An 18,595-nucleotide genomic window follows, 5' to 3' on the forward strand; every position below is an offset into this window, starting at 1 on the left:
CTCACCTGCTGGGTTCAGGATCATCGACATCGGCCTTTTGCTGCAAGCGGTCGGACAGGCTGAACACAGGTTTTGGGCGTGGGTCAAAACGTCTATATCGTCGATAACGATGATGTATTCAGCCCACACAAGGATGATCGAAAATGAACAATTATTTTCGCATGAGCGCCATTGCCATCGTGCTTTCGCTAGGCTCTCAAGTGGCTACCGCTGCGCAGGACGCTGATGACTTTGTAAAAGATGCTTCTGCAGCAGGGATCGCAGAAGTTCTGGTCGGCAAGCTTGTACAGGATGAGAAGGGTGTGTCTGCCGACGTGAAGAAGTTTGCTCAGCAAATGGTCACAGACCACACGGCTGCTAACGATAAGCTGGCAGCGATTGCCAAAAGCAAGAACCTTGAACTGTCCGAGGACCCCATACTGATGGACAAAGCCGAGGCCGCCATTCTGGAAATGCGCAAGAAGTCGTTTGATCAAGCGTATGCCAATACTCAGGTCATTGCGCATGAGCAGGCGACCAAACTGTACAAGGAAGAGGCCGAGAACGGTGATGACCCCGAGCTCAAGGCGTTTGCCAAAGCCACGTTACCAATACTTGAGCAGCATCTTGAACATGCGAAAAAACTTTCTGCTGCGCATGGCGACGACGCTGCCAAAAAGTGATGTAACTGTAAAAACGTGATGGGATATTGCGCATGATGACATCTTCCTGGCGAGAGGTAACGTCATGCGGCTATTGAGACGTCACTGAATGATATGACTTTCGGCGCTGCAAACATCTGAGCGTTCGTGAATGAACAAATTTTCTATGGTCATACGAGTCATGGTTATACCCTTTTCAGTAACCGAGTGACTTATCCACAGGCAAGGCTGGTGTCCAGCCTGCCCGGGGACTCGCCTTATAGAACGTGTGCCATTGATGACCGAATGTGATCAGCGTTCTGGCAGGTTGTTATCAAGCAAGGTTCCAACTCCGAAGACCTTCATAGCCATCACCACCTGAAGACCCCGACGTGCGAGCAGCGCCTGAGCCTCGAAAGCACGAAGCCCTTTTACAAACACCACGTCGGTCAACGCAGTATCCAACTCGCCCTGAGACGGGAGAGATTTACGGGAGCGAAGTTTTTTCATGATTCCGTTCTCCTGAACAAGACAGGCTTAAACCCGTTTCAAACATTTTTGCCCTGTACAAAACCAGAACCCAGATCCGCACCGGTAATAGGGTTGGCAGTCGGATCTGACTGGGTCCGCTCCTTCATCATTTCCAGCACTTCTGCATCCTTGGCATCCAGCGTGACGGAAGCAGTGCCATCGCCGCCATCGACAGCCGGTTGTGGCGATTCCACATACTCCCAGACACCGCCCTGGTTCCACGGACCGCGTACATTGGGTTCACCGGACATGTTGAAGTACTTGTTGGTGAATTCCGGCATGCCTGGCAGCTTGCCCTGCGGGAAGTTGGGCTGGATGGCGTGCAGGGCTTTTTCGAAAGACAACTGGTGAGCGATTTCACGTGTCATCAGAAAGCCCAGTGCCTCTTTCACGCCCGGGTCATCTGTCACGTTCATCAAACGCTCGTAAACAATCTTCGCTCTGGATTCCGCAGCGATGTTGGAGCGGAAGTCAGCCGTTGGCTCGCCAATGGTATCGATGTAGGCCGCCGTAAAAGGCACACCGGCAGAGTTGGTCAACGGCGCACCGGCCCCGTACAGCAGGCTGGTGATATGGGAGTCGTTGCCATTGCCGTTGATGGAGCGGTAAAGCTCGCCTTCTTCTTCGATGCCTTCAGCCAATTGACCTTTGGCGCCTTTGTTGAGCATGACAATAATCGAGCCGACTATTTCCAGGTGGCTCAACTCTTCGGTGGCGATGTCCATCAGCAGGTCTTTACGGCCTGGATCCTCCTCGCTCAACCCTTGAGTGAAATAACGTCCGGCTGCTGCCAGCTCGCCTTGGGCACCGCCGAACTGTTCCAGCAGAAGATTGGCCAGTCCAGGGTTTGGTCTAGCTACCCGCACGGTATATTGAAGCCGCTTGTTATGAATAAACATGTCGTATCCTCAGGCGTGATCTTTTGGGAAGCGTCAACCCACCTGGATGGGTTTTATTCAACGCAGTCACTGGATATGAGAAAGCGGGGATGTAGACGTTGCGTATAAATTTAGTGAACGGGATGAACGGCCTGAAAATCCGGGTTCAATAGAATTTTCTTATTCGCTGAATGTTTGAAAAACAACACACTCTTAGTTCAGAGGCCCCGCAGGCAATGCTCAGAGCGTAAGCCGTCTGTGTTGGCGAAAAATTCAAAAAAGACGGGTTATAAACAAAGTCTATTAGTTGTCATAGCCTTGCGGCCATCCCTATCGGCATGAGTGAGGGTGGCTATATGATATCGCTTACATTATGGCATTAATATTTTGAATTTTTCGAAAACCCTGCGATCTGTTTTGCGAGTCGACAAAGCAGGAGCACCACAATGGCTGATGAAAAACACTACCGTATCGATTACCTGCTGCATGGCAGTTACAAGACGTTCTATATAAGAGCGGTTGTCATGGACAATAAAGAAGCCTGGCACTGGGCGTCGGTGGATGCAGGATTCGGTGCGATCCCCAAGTACCGTTCCGACCCGGTACCAAAGCTGAGCAAGCCTCAAGCTGAAAAGCTCGGGTTGTCGAACGTGGAGTGGACGAGGGCTTGAAAGGTCCTCGTTCAAAACGCTATGAAGCTCACCGTCGTGCGTCACGATGCCGCACGACGGTGTACGCGCTGAAAAATCTGTGGTCGGCAGATCTGCCGGATGGACACCCGTTTCCCGCCATACTGAGCTGAATTCACCTCATTTGGATCAGCGTTCATCGCAAGCTCCGCACCTCACACCCCGCTTCCGCTCCCCGCCGCAAATCCCCGCAACCTCACGTTCTACGTGGCCCTGCCGATAGCCCGGTATCAGATTATGGCCTCATTGAACTTCCCTGATAGGGCACAGCTCTGAAGTGATGTCACTATGCCTCTATCTGAATGGATGATTCCCTTCGAGGTGGTACCACTGACCTTGCACCTGCCGTGATGCAAAGAAATAAAGGAGCTTTTTCAGCCGGATCGGGCACCCTAATTAAAATAGAGACCACTATGAACATCCTTTCGCCTGGTATTTACCTTACCAATCGCCTGCGGTTCCCTGCCAAGTTTGCCGTTTTAGCCATCATCATTGTCATCCCGCTGATCGTTCTTGGTCTTCGGGTTTTCAACAGTCTGAATGCGAGCATCGACACCGTTGCCCAGGAACGTATCGGTCGCGAATACCTGCATGTCATGACACCCGTTCTGCGACTCTCCATGCTGCAGCGTGCAGCAACCAACCGTTTGCTCGCCGGTGATGCCTCCGCTGCCCAGGATCTGGCCAGCAACCGCACCCAGCTTGAAACAGCGCTTGGTAACCTCGCCGACATGGATGCCCGTCAAGGACGTCTGCTGGAGACCGAGAGTCGCGTGCAGCGTCTTCGCGAAGGTGCGCGCTCCCTGATGGAAAGTCTCAAGCCTGGTCTTTCGCAAGACGAGGTGTTTGCACAGTGGAATGAGCAACTGGCCCAGACACTCAACTTTATCTATTACGTCTCGGCTACCTCGGGCATGGTGCTCGACGAAGATTATGCGTCGCTGTTTCTGATCGACCTGAGCACCATTCGTATGCCCAGAGAAATCAACGTGGCTGGTCAGATCCGGGGTATCACAGCCGGTTTGAGTACCGGTCAGGGGCTAAGCGTACCGATGCGCGGCTCGCTTGAAAGCCTGTTGAAGATCGAACTGCAATTTCGCGCGGAGCTGGAGCAAAGCATTCGACTGCTCAAGCGTCGTGCTCCAGAGCTTGCTGCCCGCATTGGCGACCCTATCGCTTCGGCCACCTCGACGATGGACAGCTTTCGCAACGACCTGCACGCCTACGTTAAAGGTACAGAGTTCTCGGTGCAGCAGGGGCAGGCGCTGAGCGCGCGCGGTAACGCCGTGGTAGCCGGGCTTTATAAGGCCCAGGACGAAATCCAGAGTGCGCTTCAAGGTGAACTGGATACGCGTTACGACGCGCTCTTGCTGCAACGCGAAGTCGTGATTGCCATGTGCGTAATCATGGGCTTGCTGTTGCTCTATGCGTTCTTCAGCATCTACCGTGCCCTGCGCCTGACCATTGATGGTCTGCTGGGCGTCACCCGTCGCCTGGCCGACGGTGATCTGAGCGCCCGTGTACAGGTGAGCAGCAAGGACGAAGTGGCTGACATCGCCAACGGTCTGAACCTGATGGCCGAAGCATTCGCCAGCTCCATTTCGCACATGGACCGCACGTCATACGAGCTGTCTGATGTAGCTGCCCGCCTGGGCACCTCCATCGGTCTGGCCAAGCAGTCGATGAACGCGCAACAGGCTGAAACCGAGCAAGTGGCGACGGCCATCAACGAAATGACCACAAGCGTGGCCGACGTAGCGCAGAACACCGAAGGTGCTGCGCTGGCTGCTGATGAAGCGAACACTGCCTCGCGTAACGGGCTGCGCATCATGCATCAGGCCCACTCGACCATTCAGGCTCTGGCTGAAGAAGTGGAAGTCAGCGCCCAGAAAGTCCAGGCGCTGGCCCTGCACAGTCAGTCGATTGGTGGGGTTATTCAGGTCATCAGTACGATTGCCGATCAGACCAACTTGCTGGCCCTGAATGCTGCCATCGAAGCGGCCCGGGCTGGCGAGCAAGGCCGTGGGTTTGCTGTGGTGGCTGATGAAGTCCGCACACTGGCTTCGCGCACTCAGGCGTCGACCGAAGAAATCCGCAACATCATCCAGCAACTGCAAAGTGCCACCGAGGTTGCCGTGCAGCAGATGCAGGCCGGCCAGCAAAAGGCTCAAGCGTGCATCAGTGCCGCCAGCGATGCTTCTGGCAGCCTGTCGAGCATCAGCCAGGGCGTCGAGCGTATCGTCGAGATGAACACTCAGATCGCCAGCGCCGCGGTGCAGCAGCATGCGGTTTCCGAAGACATCAACCGTAATGTCATGGAGATCCGCAACAGCTCCGGGACCTTGATGCTGGGTATCGACAACAATGCGGTCACTGCCGAAGAACTGGCGCGAGTTGCCACCGACATGCGCAATGTCGTGGCGCGTTTCAAGCTGACTGCCTGACCGGATCGGGGGCTTGCAGCCCCCCGATTCTCCTCTCGAATCGGCGTTCGAACGCTGATTGCCTTTTTTTGATCAAGTTTTGCTCTTCTGCAGCCGATAGCTCTGGCGCGCGGGTTTGCTGTCCATAAAAACAAATCTTCAGCTCTTTCGTCGCGCACAAAAAGCATTTTCAGGAGATTTTATGAACAGCAGCTTTGCGAATATCAGCGTCAACATGAAGTTGGCATTGGGCTTTGGGACGGTTCTTTTTTTCACTGCCATTCTCGCCTTGGTCGGCTGGACCAGCCTCGATAAACTCATCAATCGCACCGACAGAATCGGCGACATCACTGAGTTGAGTGACAACTTGACCAATCTGCGGGTCGCGCGCCTGCAATATATGCTGACTGACGGCGATGAAACCGCCGCACAAAACATGCAGAGCAAGCTGGATGTCTTCAAGGCGCAGCAGCAATCACTGCTCATCAGCTTCAACAACCCGCTCAACCTCAAGCCTCTGCGCGAACTGGCCGATGTCACCCGTGACTATGAAGCCTCGTTGAACAGCATGCGCGCTGCGTTTCAGGCTGGCGCCAAAGTGCGTAACGAGATGACCGCCAATGCCATGGTTGCCATGCGGGCTGTCGACTCGTTGAACGATGCCGTCACGCAGATCGATCCTGCGGACCCGGCGCGTTTTGATCAGGCCCAACTGGCGACTGCCGCCAGGCAAGACCTGATTCTGGTTCGCTATGAAGTACGTGGTTATACCAGCAACCCCAATGACAAGACCGAGACAGCAGCTTTTCAGCAACTGGATACGGCGATCAGTCATCTGGACAGGCTCAAAACCACTTTTGGCGCTGCCAACCGCGAACAAATTGCCCAGTTTGAAAGCGCTCTTCGTAGCTACCGCAGCTCGGTCGAGGCTTTCAAGGCCACCACTCAGACTGCTGCGAGCGTGCGTAAGGACCTGACTTCCCAAGGGGCTGCCATCGTCAAACTGGGCGAAGAGCTGTATGGCATTCAGATGCAGATGGGCAAGGATGACACTGCTCAGGCGCGTAATCTGCAGATCGGTTGCGTGCTGTTGGTCATGTTGCTGGGCATTCTTGCGGCCATCGTCATTACCCGGCAGATCACCCGGCCGCTGCGCGACACGCTGGCGATTGTCGAGCGCATCGCTGCTGGCGACCTGACTCATACCGAAGCCGTCACCCGACGTGACGAACTGGGCGTATTGCAGCAGGGCATCCAGCGCATGGGCACCACCCTGCGCGAGCTGATTTCCGGTATTCGTGACGGCGTCACGCAGATTGCCAGCGCTGCCGAAGAGCTGTCGGCGGTTACCGAGCAGACCAGCGCCGGGGTCAACAGCCAGAAGGTCGAGACCGATCAGGTGGCGACCGCCATGCATGAAATGTCGGCCACCGTGCACGAAGTGGCACGCAATGCCGAGCAGGCGTCCGTTGCTGCCTCCGATGCCGACAAGCAGGCCCGTGAGGGTGACAAGGTCGTCGGCGAAGCCATCCAGCAGATCGAGCGACTGGCCGCCGAGGTGGTTCGCTCATCCGATGCAATGAACGTGCTGGAGCAGGAAAGCGACAAGATCGGCAAGGTTATGGATGTAATCAAGGCGGTTGCCGAGCAGACCAACCTGTTGGCACTCAACGCAGCCATTGAGGCCGCGCGTGCCGGGGAAGCCGGTCGCGGTTTTGCCGTGGTGGCCGACGAGGTCCGCGGCCTGGCGCAACGGACCCAGCAGTCCACCGAGGAGATCGAGGGCCTGGTGGCGGCATTGCAGAATGGCACGCGTCAGGTGTCGGGCATCATGCTTGGCAGCCGCACACTGACTGACAGCAGTGTCGAGTTGACGCGCAGGGCCGGTACGTCACTGGAAAGCATCACCCGGACCGTGTCGAATATTCAGGCGATGAACCAGCAGATCGCAGCCGCCGCCGAGCAACAAAGCTCGGTGGCCGACGAAATCAGCCGCAGCATCGTCAACGTTCGCGACGTATCCGAACAGACCGCCGAAGCCAGCGAAGAAACCGCAGCCTCCAGCGTCGAACTGGCGCGTCTGGGAGGCCAGTTGCAAACGATGGTCAGCCACTTCCGCGTCTGAACCAGCGCACTGTTGTGCCCGTGCGGCGCGGGGCGCGTGAGGTGTTCTTTCGGACACCTCTCGTTCCCTGCGCTCCAGCTAAGAAGTCATAAAGAGGACGCAGAGCGTCCAGAACGGCATGCGACGCAGAGCGTCGCACGATAGCTTAGATTATCGTTCCTCACGCTCCAGCGTAGGAATGCCGTGTGTGACGCTCCGCGTCACCAATCTACGCAGCGCCGACTGTTCACGATCGGGCGCAGAACATTCAGAACGGCATACCCGTTAGTCCTGCAAATATACGTTGGTATATATAACTCATACTCACAGATAAACATGACCTACGTTTGCAGGTTTTAACAGTTGTTCAAAACTCGATAAGCTTTACTCACTGTCCGGCAACTATTAACTCACGGCCTTTTTCTGTTATCGCCGACCGCCTGTTTGTTTATCACGCTGGCGGGTACGCGCCTGCACAGCCGATTCGAGGTGAACAATGCATTCGATATTTGAATTCGGTAAAAGCCTGCGCACGCCCCGTTTTGTAAAACCCGGTGCGCGCACTCCTTATTGGGCCGATGGTATTTGCCTGGTCGTTATTGCCGTGTTTCTTGCGCTGGTGCTGTATGGCGTGGGCCAGATGATGCAGCCACTTGCCGCGCTGAACTCAAGCCCGATGAGCCTCGACCCTGCGCGCCTGCCCGAATATGCATTGCGCACCACGCTGCGCATGTTCATCGCGCTGGCCGCTTCGCTGGTTTTCACGTTTGTCGTGGCCACGCTGGCGGCCAAAAGCCGTAAGGCCGAGCAGGTGATTATCCCGGCGCTGGATATTCTTCAATCGGTTCCGGTACTGGGGTTTCTGACGTTCACAGTGACCTTTTTCATGGGGCTGTTCCCCGGTCGGCAAATGGGTGTCGAATGCGCAGCGATTTTTGCCATCTTCACCAGCCAGGCATGGAATCTCGCATTCAGTTTCTATCAGTCACTGCGTACCGTGCCGAGCGACCTGAATGAAGTCACCTGGCAGTTCGGACTGTCTCCACTGCTGCGTTTTACCCGCCTGGAGCTGCCGTTCGCCGTACCGGGGCTGGTGTGGAACATGATGATGTCGATGTCCGGCGGCTGGTTTTTTGTGGTCGCTTGCGAAGCCATTTCGGTAGGTGACACCACGGTCAATTTGCCCGGCATCGGCTCGTGGCTGGCGCTGGCCATCGAGCAGAAAAACCTTGCTGCGATTGCCTGGGCGGTGGGCGCAATGGCGCTGGTGATCCTGGCCTATGACCAATTGTTGTTCAGGCCGATCGTGGCATGGGCGGACAAGTTTCGCTTCGAGCAAACCGCGTCGTCAAAGCGTCCGCGCTCCTGGATGTACAGCCTGCTGGGTCGCTCGCGGGTGGCACCGATGCTGGGCTCGATCCTCGCTGCGCCATGCAAATGCCTGATGCTGATCGACTGGCGCGTGGTATCCCGGCTGTGGAACGTAAAGCTCACGCCTGGCGTTGCCCGGTTGCTCGACTATCTATGGCTGGCCCTGGTGATGGCTGCTTGCCTGACCGGCAGTGTTTACCTGTTCAGGTTCATCGAGACATCGCTGGGCATGAGCGACCTGGTCACCGCGTTGGGATTGGGGCTGGCAACAATGGTGCGGGTGATTGTCCTGATCGTCATTGCCAGCCTGATCTGGGTGCCTGTCGGTGTATGGATCGGCTTGCGCCCCGTGTGGGCTGAACGCTTGCAGCCGATAGCGCAGTTCATGGCGGCCTTTCCAGCCAACGTACTGTTTCCTTTTGCAGTGATTGCGATTGTCGGCCTGCACCTGAACCCGGACATCTGGCTTTCGCCGCTGATGGTGCTCGGCACCCAGTGGTACATCCTGTTCAACGTGATCGCAGGGGCCAGCGCCTTGCCGACTGACCTGCGCGAAGCGGCCACGATATTCAACATGCGCGGCTGGCAGTGGTGGCGGCGTGTGGCCTTGCCGGGGGTGTTCCCCTACTACGTCACCGGGGCGCTGACCGCATCGGGTGGGTCGTGGAACGCCAGTATCGTCGCTGAAGCGGTGTCCTGGGGTGATCAGCATCTGGAAGCGGCAGGGCTGGGTTCTTACATCGCCAACGCGACTCAGGCGGGAGACTTTCCACGCGTTGCGTTGGGCATTGTTGTCATGTCGATCTTCGTGATCGCGTTCAACCGGTTGCTGTGGCGTCCGCTGTACGGGTTTGCCGAGCGGCGTCTGAGTCTTGTGTGATTTTGATTGAGGAGGGCGCCATCATGATGGCTGTCGAAACGCGTTGCCTGGTAGATGTTCAGAAAGTCCGACATGTGTATGGCAAAGGCAGCAAAGAGCGCCTGGTGCTGGATGACGTGACACTGACGCTCAATGAGAACGAAATTGTGGGCTTGCTGGGTCGCTCCGGCTCGGGCAAGTCCACCCTGCTGCGCTCCATCGCGGGGTTGGTGGTGCCCACGGAAGGCGAAGTGAATTTTCCTCGCCGCGCGCAGGGGCGGGCGATGTCGGTAGGCATGGTTTTTCAGAGCTTTGCCCTGTTCCCGTGGCTGACCGTGCTGGAAAATGTCGAAGTCGGGCTTGAAGCGCAACGTGTGCCACCTGCCGTGCGTCGCAAGCGCGCGTTGGCGGCCATCGACCTGATCGGTCTGGACGGCTTTGAGAGTGCTTACCCCAAAGAGCTTTCAGGCGGCATGCGCCAGCGCGTGGGCATGGCACGTGCGCTGGTTATCGACCCTGATGTACTGCTGATGGACGAGCCGTTTTCCGCGCTCGATGTGCTGACGGCCGAAACCCTGCGCACCGACTTGCTGGATATGTGGAGCGAAGGGCGCATGCCCATCAAGTCGATCCTGATGGTGACGCACAACATTGCCGAAGCCGTGCTGATGTGCGATCGCATTCTGCTGTTCTCCTCCAATCCGGGTCGGGTGATCAGCGAGATCAAGGTCGATCTGCCTCAGCCGCGCAACCGCCAGGACCCAATCTTCCGGGCGCTGGTGGAGGAGATCTACGTGCTGATGACCCAGGACAACGATGCAGGCGAAATACGTCAGGGCGTGTTTCCAGGCACCGGGCTGGGCATGGTCTTGCCGCAGGTGTCCACCAATGCGCTGGCAGGGCTGATCGAAGCCATTCATGCGCCGCCCTACAGCCTCAAAGCGGACCTGCCGGAACTGGCCAGCGCGCTGCACTACAACGCCGATGAGCTGTTCCCGATTGCCGAGGTCCTGCAACTGCTGCGTTTTGCAGAGCTCAAGGGCGGTGATATTCGCCTGCTGCCTGCCGCTAATCGCTACGCGTTGGCGGATGTGGACGAACGCAAGCAACTGTTTGCACAGCACCTGCTGAGCTTCGTGCCGCTGGTCGCGCACATTCGGCGAGTGCTGGATGATCGCCCCACGCACACGGCACCGGCGCGGCGTTTTCGCGATCAACTGGAAGACTTCATGTCGGAAAGCGATGCCATGCAGACCCTGAATGTCGTTACGCAATGGGGGCGTTACGCCGAGCTGTTCGCTTATGATGAGCTGGCCGATCAGTTCAGTCTGGATAACCCGTCCTGAGGTTTGTACGACATACTCGGCAGGCCTTTTGAAGAGCGAGATGGTGCAGATGCACGAGCCAGAATCCTGTAGCAGAGCCGCGATGGTCGTCAGGTGGGTCGCTTTGCTGGCGCTGGCGCTGGTCATCGCGATTGCCGATACCCTGACCGATCTGGAGATCGCCGTGGGGGTGTTCCAGATCGCGGTGGTGTTGCTGGCGGTCAGGCTTTTGCCGGTCAGGGGCGTTATTGTCATGGCGGCGGTGTGCATGCTGCTGACGGTGGTCAGTTACGAAATGACCACCTCCAGAGGCAGCGAGGCATCCGGGCTGATCAACTGCGTCATCAGCCTGGCCGCCATCGCCATGACCACCTGGCTGGCGCTGCGTATGGCGCGGGCCATCCGCACGGTTCATGAAGCGCGCTCGCAACTGGCGCACATCGCTCGGGTCAATCAGCTGGGTGAGCTTGCTGCGTCCATTGCCCATGAGGTGAATCAGCCGCTGTCGGCGATTGTCATCAGCGGTAACGCCTGTCAGCGCTGGCTGGCCACCGAGCCGGTCAATCTGGAAAAGGCCCGTCAGGCAGTCGAGCGCATGATCGGTGATGCCAATCGCGCCGGAGATATCATTGTGCGCGTGCGCGCCCTGGCGAAGCGCTCGTCGACGCACAAAGAGTGGATCAGTGTGGCGGACACGGTGGCCGAGATTGTCGCGCTGGCGCACAGCGAGATAGACGGGCAGGGCGTCACACTGTCGGTTGACGTGCCGGAGGGAATGCCACCGCTGCTGGCTGACCGGGTGCAGATCCAGCAAGTGCTGCTGAACCTGATGCTCAACGGCATGGACGCGATGAGGAAAGTCGAACCGGAACAGGCGCAACTGGACGTGCGGGCCGAGTGGCGCGGAGGCGGGGAAATCGAGTTCACTGTCAGCGACAGCGGTGTAGGGATTCAGCCGGAAGCAGCCGACCGGCTTTTCGACGCTTTCTACACCACCAAAGAGGAAGGCATGGGGATTGGACTGGCGATCAGTCGGTCTATCATCGAAGCGCATGGCGGGCGAATCTGGGTGACGCCCAACCCCTCAATCGGGGCCACGTTTCATTTCACGCTGCCCACTGGAAAAATGGAAACCTGATGAACACAGCCGCCACTGCACCGCAGGCCGAAGAGCCGGTCATCTTTGTCATCGATGACGACCTCTCGGTGCGTTCTTCGCTGGAAGACCTGCTGGCGTCAGTCGGCTTGCGCAGCATGTTGTTCGGCTCGACCCGCGAGTTCATGGACACCCCTCGTCCTGATGCGCCGGGCTGTCTGATTCTGGACATTCGCATGCCCGGCATGAGTGGCCTGGATTTTCAGGAGCACATGGCCAGGTCGGGGATTTTTCTGCCGGTCATTTTCATCACCGGGCATGGCGACATTCCCATGTCCGTGCGGGCGATGAAGGCCGGTGCGGTGGAGTTTCTGACCAAACCCTTCCGTGACCAGGACTTGCTGGATGCGCTCCAGCAAGGGCTTGAGCGAGACCGCAGCCGTCGCCGCAACTCAGCCGTCGAAGCCGAGTTACAGCGCCGTCACGCCAGCCTGAATCATGGCGAACAGCAGGTGATGGAACTGGTCGTCAGTGGCTTGCTCAACAAACAGATCGCAGCCCGCCTGAACGTGAGTGAAATCACCGTCAAGGTCCGGCGTGGCTCGGTCATGCGCAAGATGGAAGCCGACTCGCTGGCTGACCTGGTCAAGTTTGCCGAGCGGCTCAAAGAGCTCCGTTGATTAACCCACGCCTGCACACCTGTCGTTCCTTGCGCTCCAGCGTGTGACCGCCTTGCGTGAGGCTCCGCGTCACAACTCTGCGCCGCGCTGCTTGCTCGACTCATTCACCAATTGTGGCAATACGTAGTTGCGTACCACGTACAACGAACCCTCTGCGCTCAAGTGTCCCGAGTCGATCTGCAGCAATGAGCGGCTGTTTTCCAGGCGTACCCGGCAGGCATCGGCGATGCACAGCTTGTCGATCAGCGACACAAACTGGATGCCCGCCGATACAGCCAGCGCGCGGGTTGCCTGATCCACCCGCATGACGCTTTGATCCAGCGCCGGATCGCGGATATGCGACTCGCTCAGCCCCCAGTGACGGTTGACGATGACACTGGGCAGCGATGGGCTCCACGATGGCATCGGACCGATCAGCACGATATGTTTCACGCCAAACCCCTTGAGGCGGGCCGCAATCTGCTTCCAGTCGGTCTTGTCGTGGCCATCCTTCTGCGCGATGACCACGATGTCCGGACGCAGCCTCTCGATGCTCTGCAGGGCAGTCATGTTGGAGTAGTCGCAGGCCTTGCTGGTCGCTGAAGCGCGTCCCTCGTGGTCATTCAGGTCGGGAACGCAACTGGCCGAGGCCACCTGATAGAAGGGGGTCGTGCGTGTCAGCAAGGTACGCAGCCCGAGTGACAACGCCTGGGCGTGAGAATCGCCCCACAAGAACACTCCGCCCGGCCCCTGTTTGCGCGTGCAGGTCTCGTCGATGGCCGACTGGCCACGCTGGGTCAGGGCGGAAAAGGCGTCACATTTCAGCCAGTAGGGCTCGTACAGGTTGTGCTGTCGATCAACGTATTCCTGGATGAAATGCGCCTTGTCCGAAACACTGATCGGGCGAAGTGGCGATACCGCGCCTCGCGTCGCACCCACCAGCGCCCCCGCCACGAAGACCAGAACGACCAGTGCGCCAGGCATGGCAAATTTCCGGCGCTGGTCAGGTTGATGTGGGCTGGCGGGCCGCTCGATCAACCGCCATGAGATCAGCCCCAGTGTCAGAGCCACGCCGATGCCCAATAGCACCGTGCGGGTGTCGCCCAGCAAACCGGTGTAGTTCATCCACACCACCACCGGCCAGTGCCACAGGTACAACGAGTACGACAGTTTGCCTGCCCATTGAAACAGTGGGTTGCAGGTCAGCAGCGAATCATTGCGGGCCGCCTCGATCACCGCGAAAGTCCCCAGCACCGGCATTAGCACCAGATACCCTGGCCACGTATCCTGTACGGACAGCAGACAGAAACCGGCAACGATCAGCGCCAGTCCGACCTGTTCCAGAACTCGCTGCTGTAGGGGCCTGAGTTGCAGCGGGAACAGGCAGGCCACGCCACCCGCGAGCAACTCCCAGGCACGGGTCGGCAGCAGGTAAAACGCAGCTTCTGGCCATCGGGACGAGGCAAACACACACACCACAAAGCCCGCCAGACTTGCGCCCAGCACCCACCAGCGCAGGTTGTGCAGCGCGACAAAGCGACTGAGGAGCAACAGTGCAATCGGGTACAGCAGGTAAAACTGCCACTCCACCGACAGCGACCAGGTGTGCAGCAGCCATTTCTCATGAGCACTGGCGGTGAAATAACCGGCCTCGCGCCAATAGACAACGTTGGAAACGAATCCCAGGCTGCTGGCCACATGAGTGCCCAACGCGCTGTAGTCCAGCGGCAGCAAAGAGAACCAGCCCAGCAGCAGCAAGGCAAGACACAGCACCGCGAGGGCCGGGACGATGCGTCTGGCCCGCGACGTGTAGAACGTTGCCAGCCTGAATTTGCCGCTCCTCAAGCCACGCAGGATGATCCCGGTAATCAGATACCCCGAGATCACGAAAAACACGTCCACCCCTGCGAAACCACCAGGCATCCAGGCGGGCTGAAAGTGAAAGAGCAGCACCGCAGCCACCGCGATGGCGCGCAGCCCATTGATGTCTTTTCTGAAGTCCATTTGATGAAGCCATCCGGTGGATGATCGTAAGGGAGAATGGCACTGTGCAGCGGCCGGTAAATGATCTGGCGGTCCGTCAGTGGGCAGTGGAGGGCAGCCTGAGCGCATGGCTTGCAGCGGATTGTCTGCTGGCAATCACATGACCAATGGCCACGCCTATAAACAGATTGGCGACAGCGACCTCGAACATGTCGGTGGTCCAGCTGATCAGGCACCAGCAGAAACTGATCGCCAGCAGCATGTGGCCGATGCGGGTCTGATCATCGATCAGTCGGAACAAAAGCGGAATCTGTAGCGCGTACAGCAACAGCCCCAGCACGCCCAGCATCGCCCACAGATACAGCGCCGAGCTGTCCATGCCGAGAAATACGCCGGCACCTTCGACCGGAAACAGCCCCATTGTGCTGCCGACCATGCCGAAGCCCGCGCCGCTGATCATCCAGCCTTCGCGGCTCATGGCATTGATCAGGTTGGGCCAGGTATTGATCATCCGGTCATACAGCGAGGCCAGAGAGCCGCCGCTACTCACCGCATAGGCATCGGGGCTCACAATCAGCCCTAGAGTCGGTAGCAGCAGCCCGATGCCTACCACCACGATGCAAAGCGTTCGGCAGGTCCAGCTCATTCGCCGCAGCAACAGCAGAATGAGGGTCAGGGCGAATGCCGCGGCTGGCGCTTTGCTGGTGGTCAGCACGATGGCGTAAAGCGCCACGGCACTGAGCAGCATCATCATCAGGCGTGAGCGCACGAAAATGATCAGGTACAGCGTGTAGAAGGCGATCATGATCGACAGCACGTTGGACACTCTGGCGAAACCGGCAATGCGGTCTACCTCGTCCGCGCTCCATGTGGTGTTGGCGCTCAGTTCGGTTTCACCGACGCTGTAGCTGTAGCCCTTCCAGGGCACCGAGGTGTACTTGTCCAGAGCCATACCCAGCAGTGAGGCCAGCAGGCAAAAGCCGATGGCGCGGTACAACAGCGTGCGGCGGTAGAGCAGGTGCTTGCTGCACACCAGGCCGAACACCAGCGGGCTCAGGGCGAACAGACTGAACGCCAGGTTGTGGACGCTGGCGCGATGCAGCATGGCCAGCAGCCCGGAAATCAGCCACACCACCATGAACGCCCAGAACAACCGTCCCGCTTTGAAGGTGCACAGCTCAAGCACAAACAACAGGATGCAGGCAGCTTTGGGCGTGTAGAGCAGGAGGCTGATGCCTGCCTGATCGAAGTAGAAGCGCAAGGCTCCGGAGAAGGTCTCGACCAGAATCAGGCTGATGGCGACCCACATCACAACCGTGGATTTATCAAAGGATATCACCGACGACCTGGTGTCGGCGCTGTTCGCAGTAGTCAACGCCATGCTGGCTGCCTTCTGGATATGCGTCAGGGGAATTGCGCGGACAAAGCTACCGCCCGACGATCACGGGCATGTGTCGACACAGGAAGGCTCTGGGAGATGAAAGGTCTGGAGCGAACGCTCGCAACGGCGTGACAACACGTATATCAGTCGCAGTTCGGGCAACTGTCAATTAATTAGTCAGGATTAAGGGCTATGCGCTGGACTTAGTACCCGGGACAGGACGCGGAGCGTCCAGAACGGCGTGCCCACGCTGGAGCATGGGCACGATAGTGTTTTGGCGGGCACTTAGTTGAGCTCATCGTTCCTCACGCTCCAGCGTGGGAAAGCAGTGCGTGACGCTCCGCGTCACAATTCTGCGCCGCACTGCACATTCAGGATCGGACGCGGAGCGTCCAGAAAGGCATGCGACGCAGAGCGTCGCACGATAGTTGCACCTATCGTTCCTCACGCTCCGCGTGGGAATGCCTTTCGTGACGCTCTGCGTCACCTATCTGCGGACTACGGGTACTTGCGTCTGTCCGGTGCTGGCGGGAAGTACTGGTACATCCACGTTTCGCTCAGCGTACGGTCGGCGGTGCGGATGAACATGCGCATTTCAACCGGCTCGACCGAGTCGCTGTCCGGTACCCAGTCGAAGGTGACGCGGTAGCCCTTGATGTCCGGCAATACGAGGATGTTGAAGTCCTGCACCTTGCCATGCGTGACCGTGACGATAGGCTCGATCCCGGTGCCTTCCGGCAAGCGATCCAGACCGCCGCCGTTGAAGTCCACGGCAAAACGGCGCGCCCAGGTTTTCGGGTAATGCTCGCCCGGTGCCCAGCCTTCGAGGAAGCCGCCCATGCCTGAACGAGTGGCGTGGACCTGCGCCAGCGGCGTGCTTACAGGTGGCAACGGGCTCCAGAACAGCTTGTAGCCGTAGTTCATCGAATCCCCGGCCTTGACCGGCGTCTTCGGTGTCCAGAACACCACGATGTTGTCCATCGTTTCGCCCGTGGTCGGCAGCTCCAGCAGGCTGACCTCGCCCTCGCCCCACGCGGTAATCGGCTCGACCCACAGGCTCGGACGGCGGCTGTACCAGACTACAGTGTCCTGATAGCTGGAAAACTCGTGATCGCTCTGCACCAGCCCGAAACCTTTCGGGTCGGTGTCGGCGAACGCGCTGAATTGCGGTTTGGCCGGGTTGTTCAGCGGACGGCAGATCCACTCACCATTACCGCGCCACATCGACAGGCGATCCGAATCGTGAATTTGCGGGTGGATGGTGTCGCACATGCGGCGCTCGTGAGTGCCGCAACTGAACATGCTGGTCATCGGCGAAATGCCCAGTTGCTGGATATCGGTACGGGCATTGATGTGCGCGTCGATTTCCATGACTACCTGGCCAGCCTGACAGTCGATGTCGAAGCGGTAGGCACCGGTTGCACTGGGTGAGTCGAGCAGTGCGTAAACCACAAAGCGTGTGGCGTTTTTATCTGGCGTTTCAAACCAGAACTTGGTGAAGTCGGGGAATTCTTCCTGACGCTTGGCGTAACTGTCGATGGCCAGGCCGCGGGCCGACAAACCGTATTGCTTGTTGCTGTCTACGGCCCGGAAGTAGCTGGCACCGAGGAACGAGACAACGTCGTTGATGGCGATTTCGGGCGCCTTGAACAACTTGAAGCCTGCAAAGCCCAGATCGCCCTTGACCAGATTCTTGTCGATGCCGCTGCTTTCGTAATTGAACAGGTCATGGCGGAAATGCACTTCGCGCGCCTGCTTGTTCTGCGGGTTGACGCTGTACATGCGCACCGGCGTCTTGAAACCCATACCGACGTGGAAGAAATGCACGTCGAGCTGACCGTGGACGTCTTTCCACAGTGAGTGGTTCGGGTCGTAGCGAATAGCATTGAATTGCAGCGGCGTCATATCTGCCAGGACGGGTGGCAGCACTTGCTTGTTGCTCACATAGCCTTTGCCTGCGAGCTTCTTGGCATGGGCTTGCAGCTCTGCAAAATCGAAGTGTTCGATTTCGCCATCGGCTGCGGCGGCCAGTGCTCGCGCAGCATAAAGCCCTGAGGCCGACACGCTGCCGTAAGCGGCCAACGCCATGGACGCTTTCAGGAGATTTCTGCGATTCATAAGGGTGAAGCCTCTGAGTAATTCTGTGCGTCCTGCACAAAAAATGGCGCGCCAACGACTCCTTGCCGAACGCAAACTACCCACAACAGATAACAAAGACGAGATCCCGTTCGGAAATCAGTCAAAAAAAATCGCCGATTGTGCTCAATGGAAGTGGCATCCAGATGGCAGGAATGGGCGTTTTTCAGGCCTGTTGGGGTGGGTTGAATGCGCTCGGCACCGCTTGGCGCAAGGCTTGCGAGCGAGGTGGGTGCGCAGCGCCGGTCAGGGCGATAGGGTGCGTTGGCGCAGAGCGCCCGAATATGCGCGCAATATTCAGCAACCATTTTGCCGGGTCGCAAACTGAGCAAATGTCAGCCTGCCGCAGGCGAGCGTCCAGTACCGCATGCTGGTGCGGAGCATCTGCACGATATCCAGCCCAATCATTTGCCGCTATATCGTATTCGTTCAGGCAATAGTCCTGACGAAAGTTTCACTCTGCGTGTTATATCGTAACGCTATGATGCAGCTGCATTAATGGATGCCGATACACGGCTCTCCACAGGGCAATAATCAGCG

At 58.1% G+C, this 18,595-nt stretch carries 13 protein-coding genes and 2 pseudogenes; 10 read left to right on the plus strand and 5 right to left on the minus strand.

Annotated elements, in window-relative coordinates:
- Positions 1 to 143: 143 nt before the first annotated feature.
- The gene (locus tag RYC18_RS08535; RefSeq protein ID WP_316885195.1) at positions 144 to 662 is read left to right on the plus strand and encodes a DUF4142 domain-containing protein; all 519 of its coding nucleotides are present in this window, start codon (positions 144 to 146) and stop codon (positions 660 to 662) included.
- A 270-nt stretch (positions 663 to 932) separates the two neighbouring features.
- Here RYC18_RS08535 and RYC18_RS08540 read toward each other — a convergent pair whose 3' ends face one another.
- Both RYC18_RS08540 and RYC18_RS08545 read right to left on the minus strand, forming a co-directional pair.
- Positions 933 to 1,130, minus strand: coding sequence for a hypothetical protein (locus RYC18_RS08540; protein ID WP_005744917.1), 198 nt, complete (start codon positions 1,128 to 1,130; stop codon positions 933 to 935).
- Between the two features lie 38 nt (positions 1,131 to 1,168).
- The gene (locus tag RYC18_RS08545; protein ID WP_002555970.1) at positions 1,169 to 2,050 is read right to left on the minus strand and encodes a manganese catalase family protein; all 882 of its coding nucleotides are present in this window, start codon (positions 2,048 to 2,050) and stop codon (positions 1,169 to 1,171) included.
- Between the two features lie 425 nt (positions 2,051 to 2,475).
- Between RYC18_RS08545 and RYC18_RS08550 the strand changes: the two genes are divergently transcribed.
- From RYC18_RS08550 to RYC18_RS08580, 9 genes and pseudogenes are all read left to right on the plus strand, one after another.
- The gene (locus tag RYC18_RS08550) at positions 2,476 to 2,700 is read left to right on the plus strand and encodes a DUF6555 family protein (protein ID WP_002555969.1); all 225 of its coding nucleotides are present in this window, start codon (positions 2,476 to 2,478) and stop codon (positions 2,698 to 2,700) included.
- Between the two features lie 1,424 nt (positions 2,701 to 4,124).
- Positions 4,125 to 4,292, plus strand: a pseudogene (locus tag RYC18_RS26370) (HAMP domain-containing protein); the annotation flags it as partial.
- Positions 4,293 to 4,451: 159 nt separating this feature from the next.
- Positions 4,452 to 5,162, plus strand: coding sequence for a methyl-accepting chemotaxis protein (locus tag RYC18_RS26375; protein WP_394342716.1), 711 nt, complete (start codon positions 4,452 to 4,454; stop codon positions 5,160 to 5,162).
- Between the two features lie 214 nt (positions 5,163 to 5,376).
- Positions 5,377 to 6,363 (plus strand): annotated as a pseudogene (locus tag RYC18_RS26380) (methyl-accepting chemotaxis protein); the annotation flags it as partial.
- A gap of 198 nt (positions 6,364 to 6,561) precedes the next feature.
- Positions 6,562 to 7,266, plus strand: coding sequence for a methyl-accepting chemotaxis protein (locus RYC18_RS26385; RefSeq protein ID WP_370684024.1), 705 nt, complete (start codon positions 6,562 to 6,564; stop codon positions 7,264 to 7,266).
- A 475-nt stretch (positions 7,267 to 7,741) separates the two neighbouring features.
- Positions 7,742 to 9,496 (plus strand): ABC transporter permease subunit, encoded by a 1,755-nt coding sequence (locus RYC18_RS08565; RefSeq protein WP_316885206.1) that lies wholly within the window; start codon positions 7,742 to 7,744, stop codon positions 9,494 to 9,496.
- Between the two features lie 20 nt (positions 9,497 to 9,516).
- A complete protein-coding gene (locus tag RYC18_RS08570) occupies positions 9,517 to 10,821 on the plus strand; it encodes a nitrate/sulfonate/bicarbonate ABC transporter ATP-binding protein (RefSeq protein WP_316886132.1) in 1,305 nt (434 codons plus the stop codon).
- Positions 10,822 to 10,870: 49 nt separating this feature from the next.
- The gene (locus RYC18_RS08575; protein WP_029241026.1) at positions 10,871 to 11,938 is read left to right on the plus strand and encodes a sensor histidine kinase; all 1,068 of its coding nucleotides are present in this window, start codon (positions 10,871 to 10,873) and stop codon (positions 11,936 to 11,938) included.
- Positions 11,938 to 12,576, plus strand: a complete 639-nt coding sequence (locus RYC18_RS08580) for a response regulator transcription factor (protein WP_004660659.1) — start codon at positions 11,938 to 11,940, stop codon at positions 12,574 to 12,576. The genes RYC18_RS08575 and RYC18_RS08580 overlap by 1 nt, the downstream gene beginning before the upstream one ends.
- 69 nt (positions 12,577 to 12,645) lie before the next feature.
- Here RYC18_RS08580 and RYC18_RS08585 read toward each other — a convergent pair whose 3' ends face one another.
- The 3 genes from RYC18_RS08585 to RYC18_RS08595 form a co-directional block, all read right to left on the minus strand.
- Positions 12,646 to 14,559, minus strand: coding sequence for an acyltransferase family protein (locus RYC18_RS08585; RefSeq protein WP_316885211.1), 1,914 nt, complete (start codon positions 14,557 to 14,559; stop codon positions 12,646 to 12,648).
- Between the two features lie 76 nt (positions 14,560 to 14,635).
- Positions 14,636 to 15,919 carry a membrane protein gene (locus tag RYC18_RS08590; protein ID WP_005781406.1) on the minus strand — a complete coding sequence of 428 codons (1,284 nt, stop codon included), beginning with the start codon at positions 15,917 to 15,919 and terminating at the stop codon, positions 14,636 to 14,638.
- Positions 15,920 to 16,417: 498 nt separating this feature from the next.
- Positions 16,418 to 18,037 carry a glucan biosynthesis protein D gene (locus RYC18_RS08595; RefSeq protein ID WP_005781408.1) on the minus strand — a complete coding sequence of 540 codons (1,620 nt, stop codon included), beginning with the start codon at positions 18,035 to 18,037 and terminating at the stop codon, positions 16,418 to 16,420.
- Between the last annotated feature and the right edge of the window lie 558 nt (positions 18,038 to 18,595).

The organism is Pseudomonas syringae group sp. 247E2 (assembly GCF_032587795.1).
GTDB lineage: Bacteria > Pseudomonadota > Gammaproteobacteria > Pseudomonadales > Pseudomonadaceae > Aquipseudomonas > Aquipseudomonas amygdali.

Coding starts and splice junctions, on each gene's coding strand:
- RYC18_RS08535 (WP_316885195.1), top strand. CDS start 144: ATGAACAATTATTTTCGCATGAGCGCCATTGCCATCGTGCTTTCGCTA.
- RYC18_RS08540 (WP_005744917.1), bottom strand. CDS start 1,130: ATGAAAAAACTTCGCTCCCGTAAATCTCTCCCGTCTCAGGGCGAGTTG.
- RYC18_RS08545 (WP_002555970.1), bottom strand. CDS start 2,050: ATGTTTATTCATAACAAGCGGCTTCAATATACCGTGCGGGTAGCTAGA.
- RYC18_RS08550 (WP_002555969.1), top strand. CDS start 2,476: ATGGCTGATGAAAAACACTACCGTATCGATTACCTGCTGCATGGCAGT.
- RYC18_RS26375 (WP_394342716.1), top strand. CDS start 4,452: ATGACCACAAGCGTGGCCGACGTAGCGCAGAACACCGAAGGTGCTGCG.
- RYC18_RS26385 (WP_370684024.1), top strand. CDS start 6,562: ATGTCGGCCACCGTGCACGAAGTGGCACGCAATGCCGAGCAGGCGTCC.
- RYC18_RS08565 (WP_316885206.1), top strand. CDS start 7,742: ATGCATTCGATATTTGAATTCGGTAAAAGCCTGCGCACGCCCCGTTTT.
- RYC18_RS08575 (WP_029241026.1), top strand. CDS start 10,871: ATGCACGAGCCAGAATCCTGTAGCAGAGCCGCGATGGTCGTCAGGTGG.
- RYC18_RS08580 (WP_004660659.1), top strand. CDS start 11,938: ATGAACACAGCCGCCACTGCACCGCAGGCCGAAGAGCCGGTCATCTTT.
- RYC18_RS08585 (WP_316885211.1), bottom strand. CDS start 14,559: ATGGACTTCAGAAAAGACATCAATGGGCTGCGCGCCATCGCGGTGGCT.
- RYC18_RS08590 (WP_005781406.1), bottom strand. CDS start 15,919: ATGGCGTTGACTACTGCGAACAGCGCCGACACCAGGTCGTCGGTGATA.
- RYC18_RS08595 (WP_005781408.1), bottom strand. CDS start 18,037: ATGAATCGCAGAAATCTCCTGAAAGCGTCCATGGCGTTGGCCGCTTAC.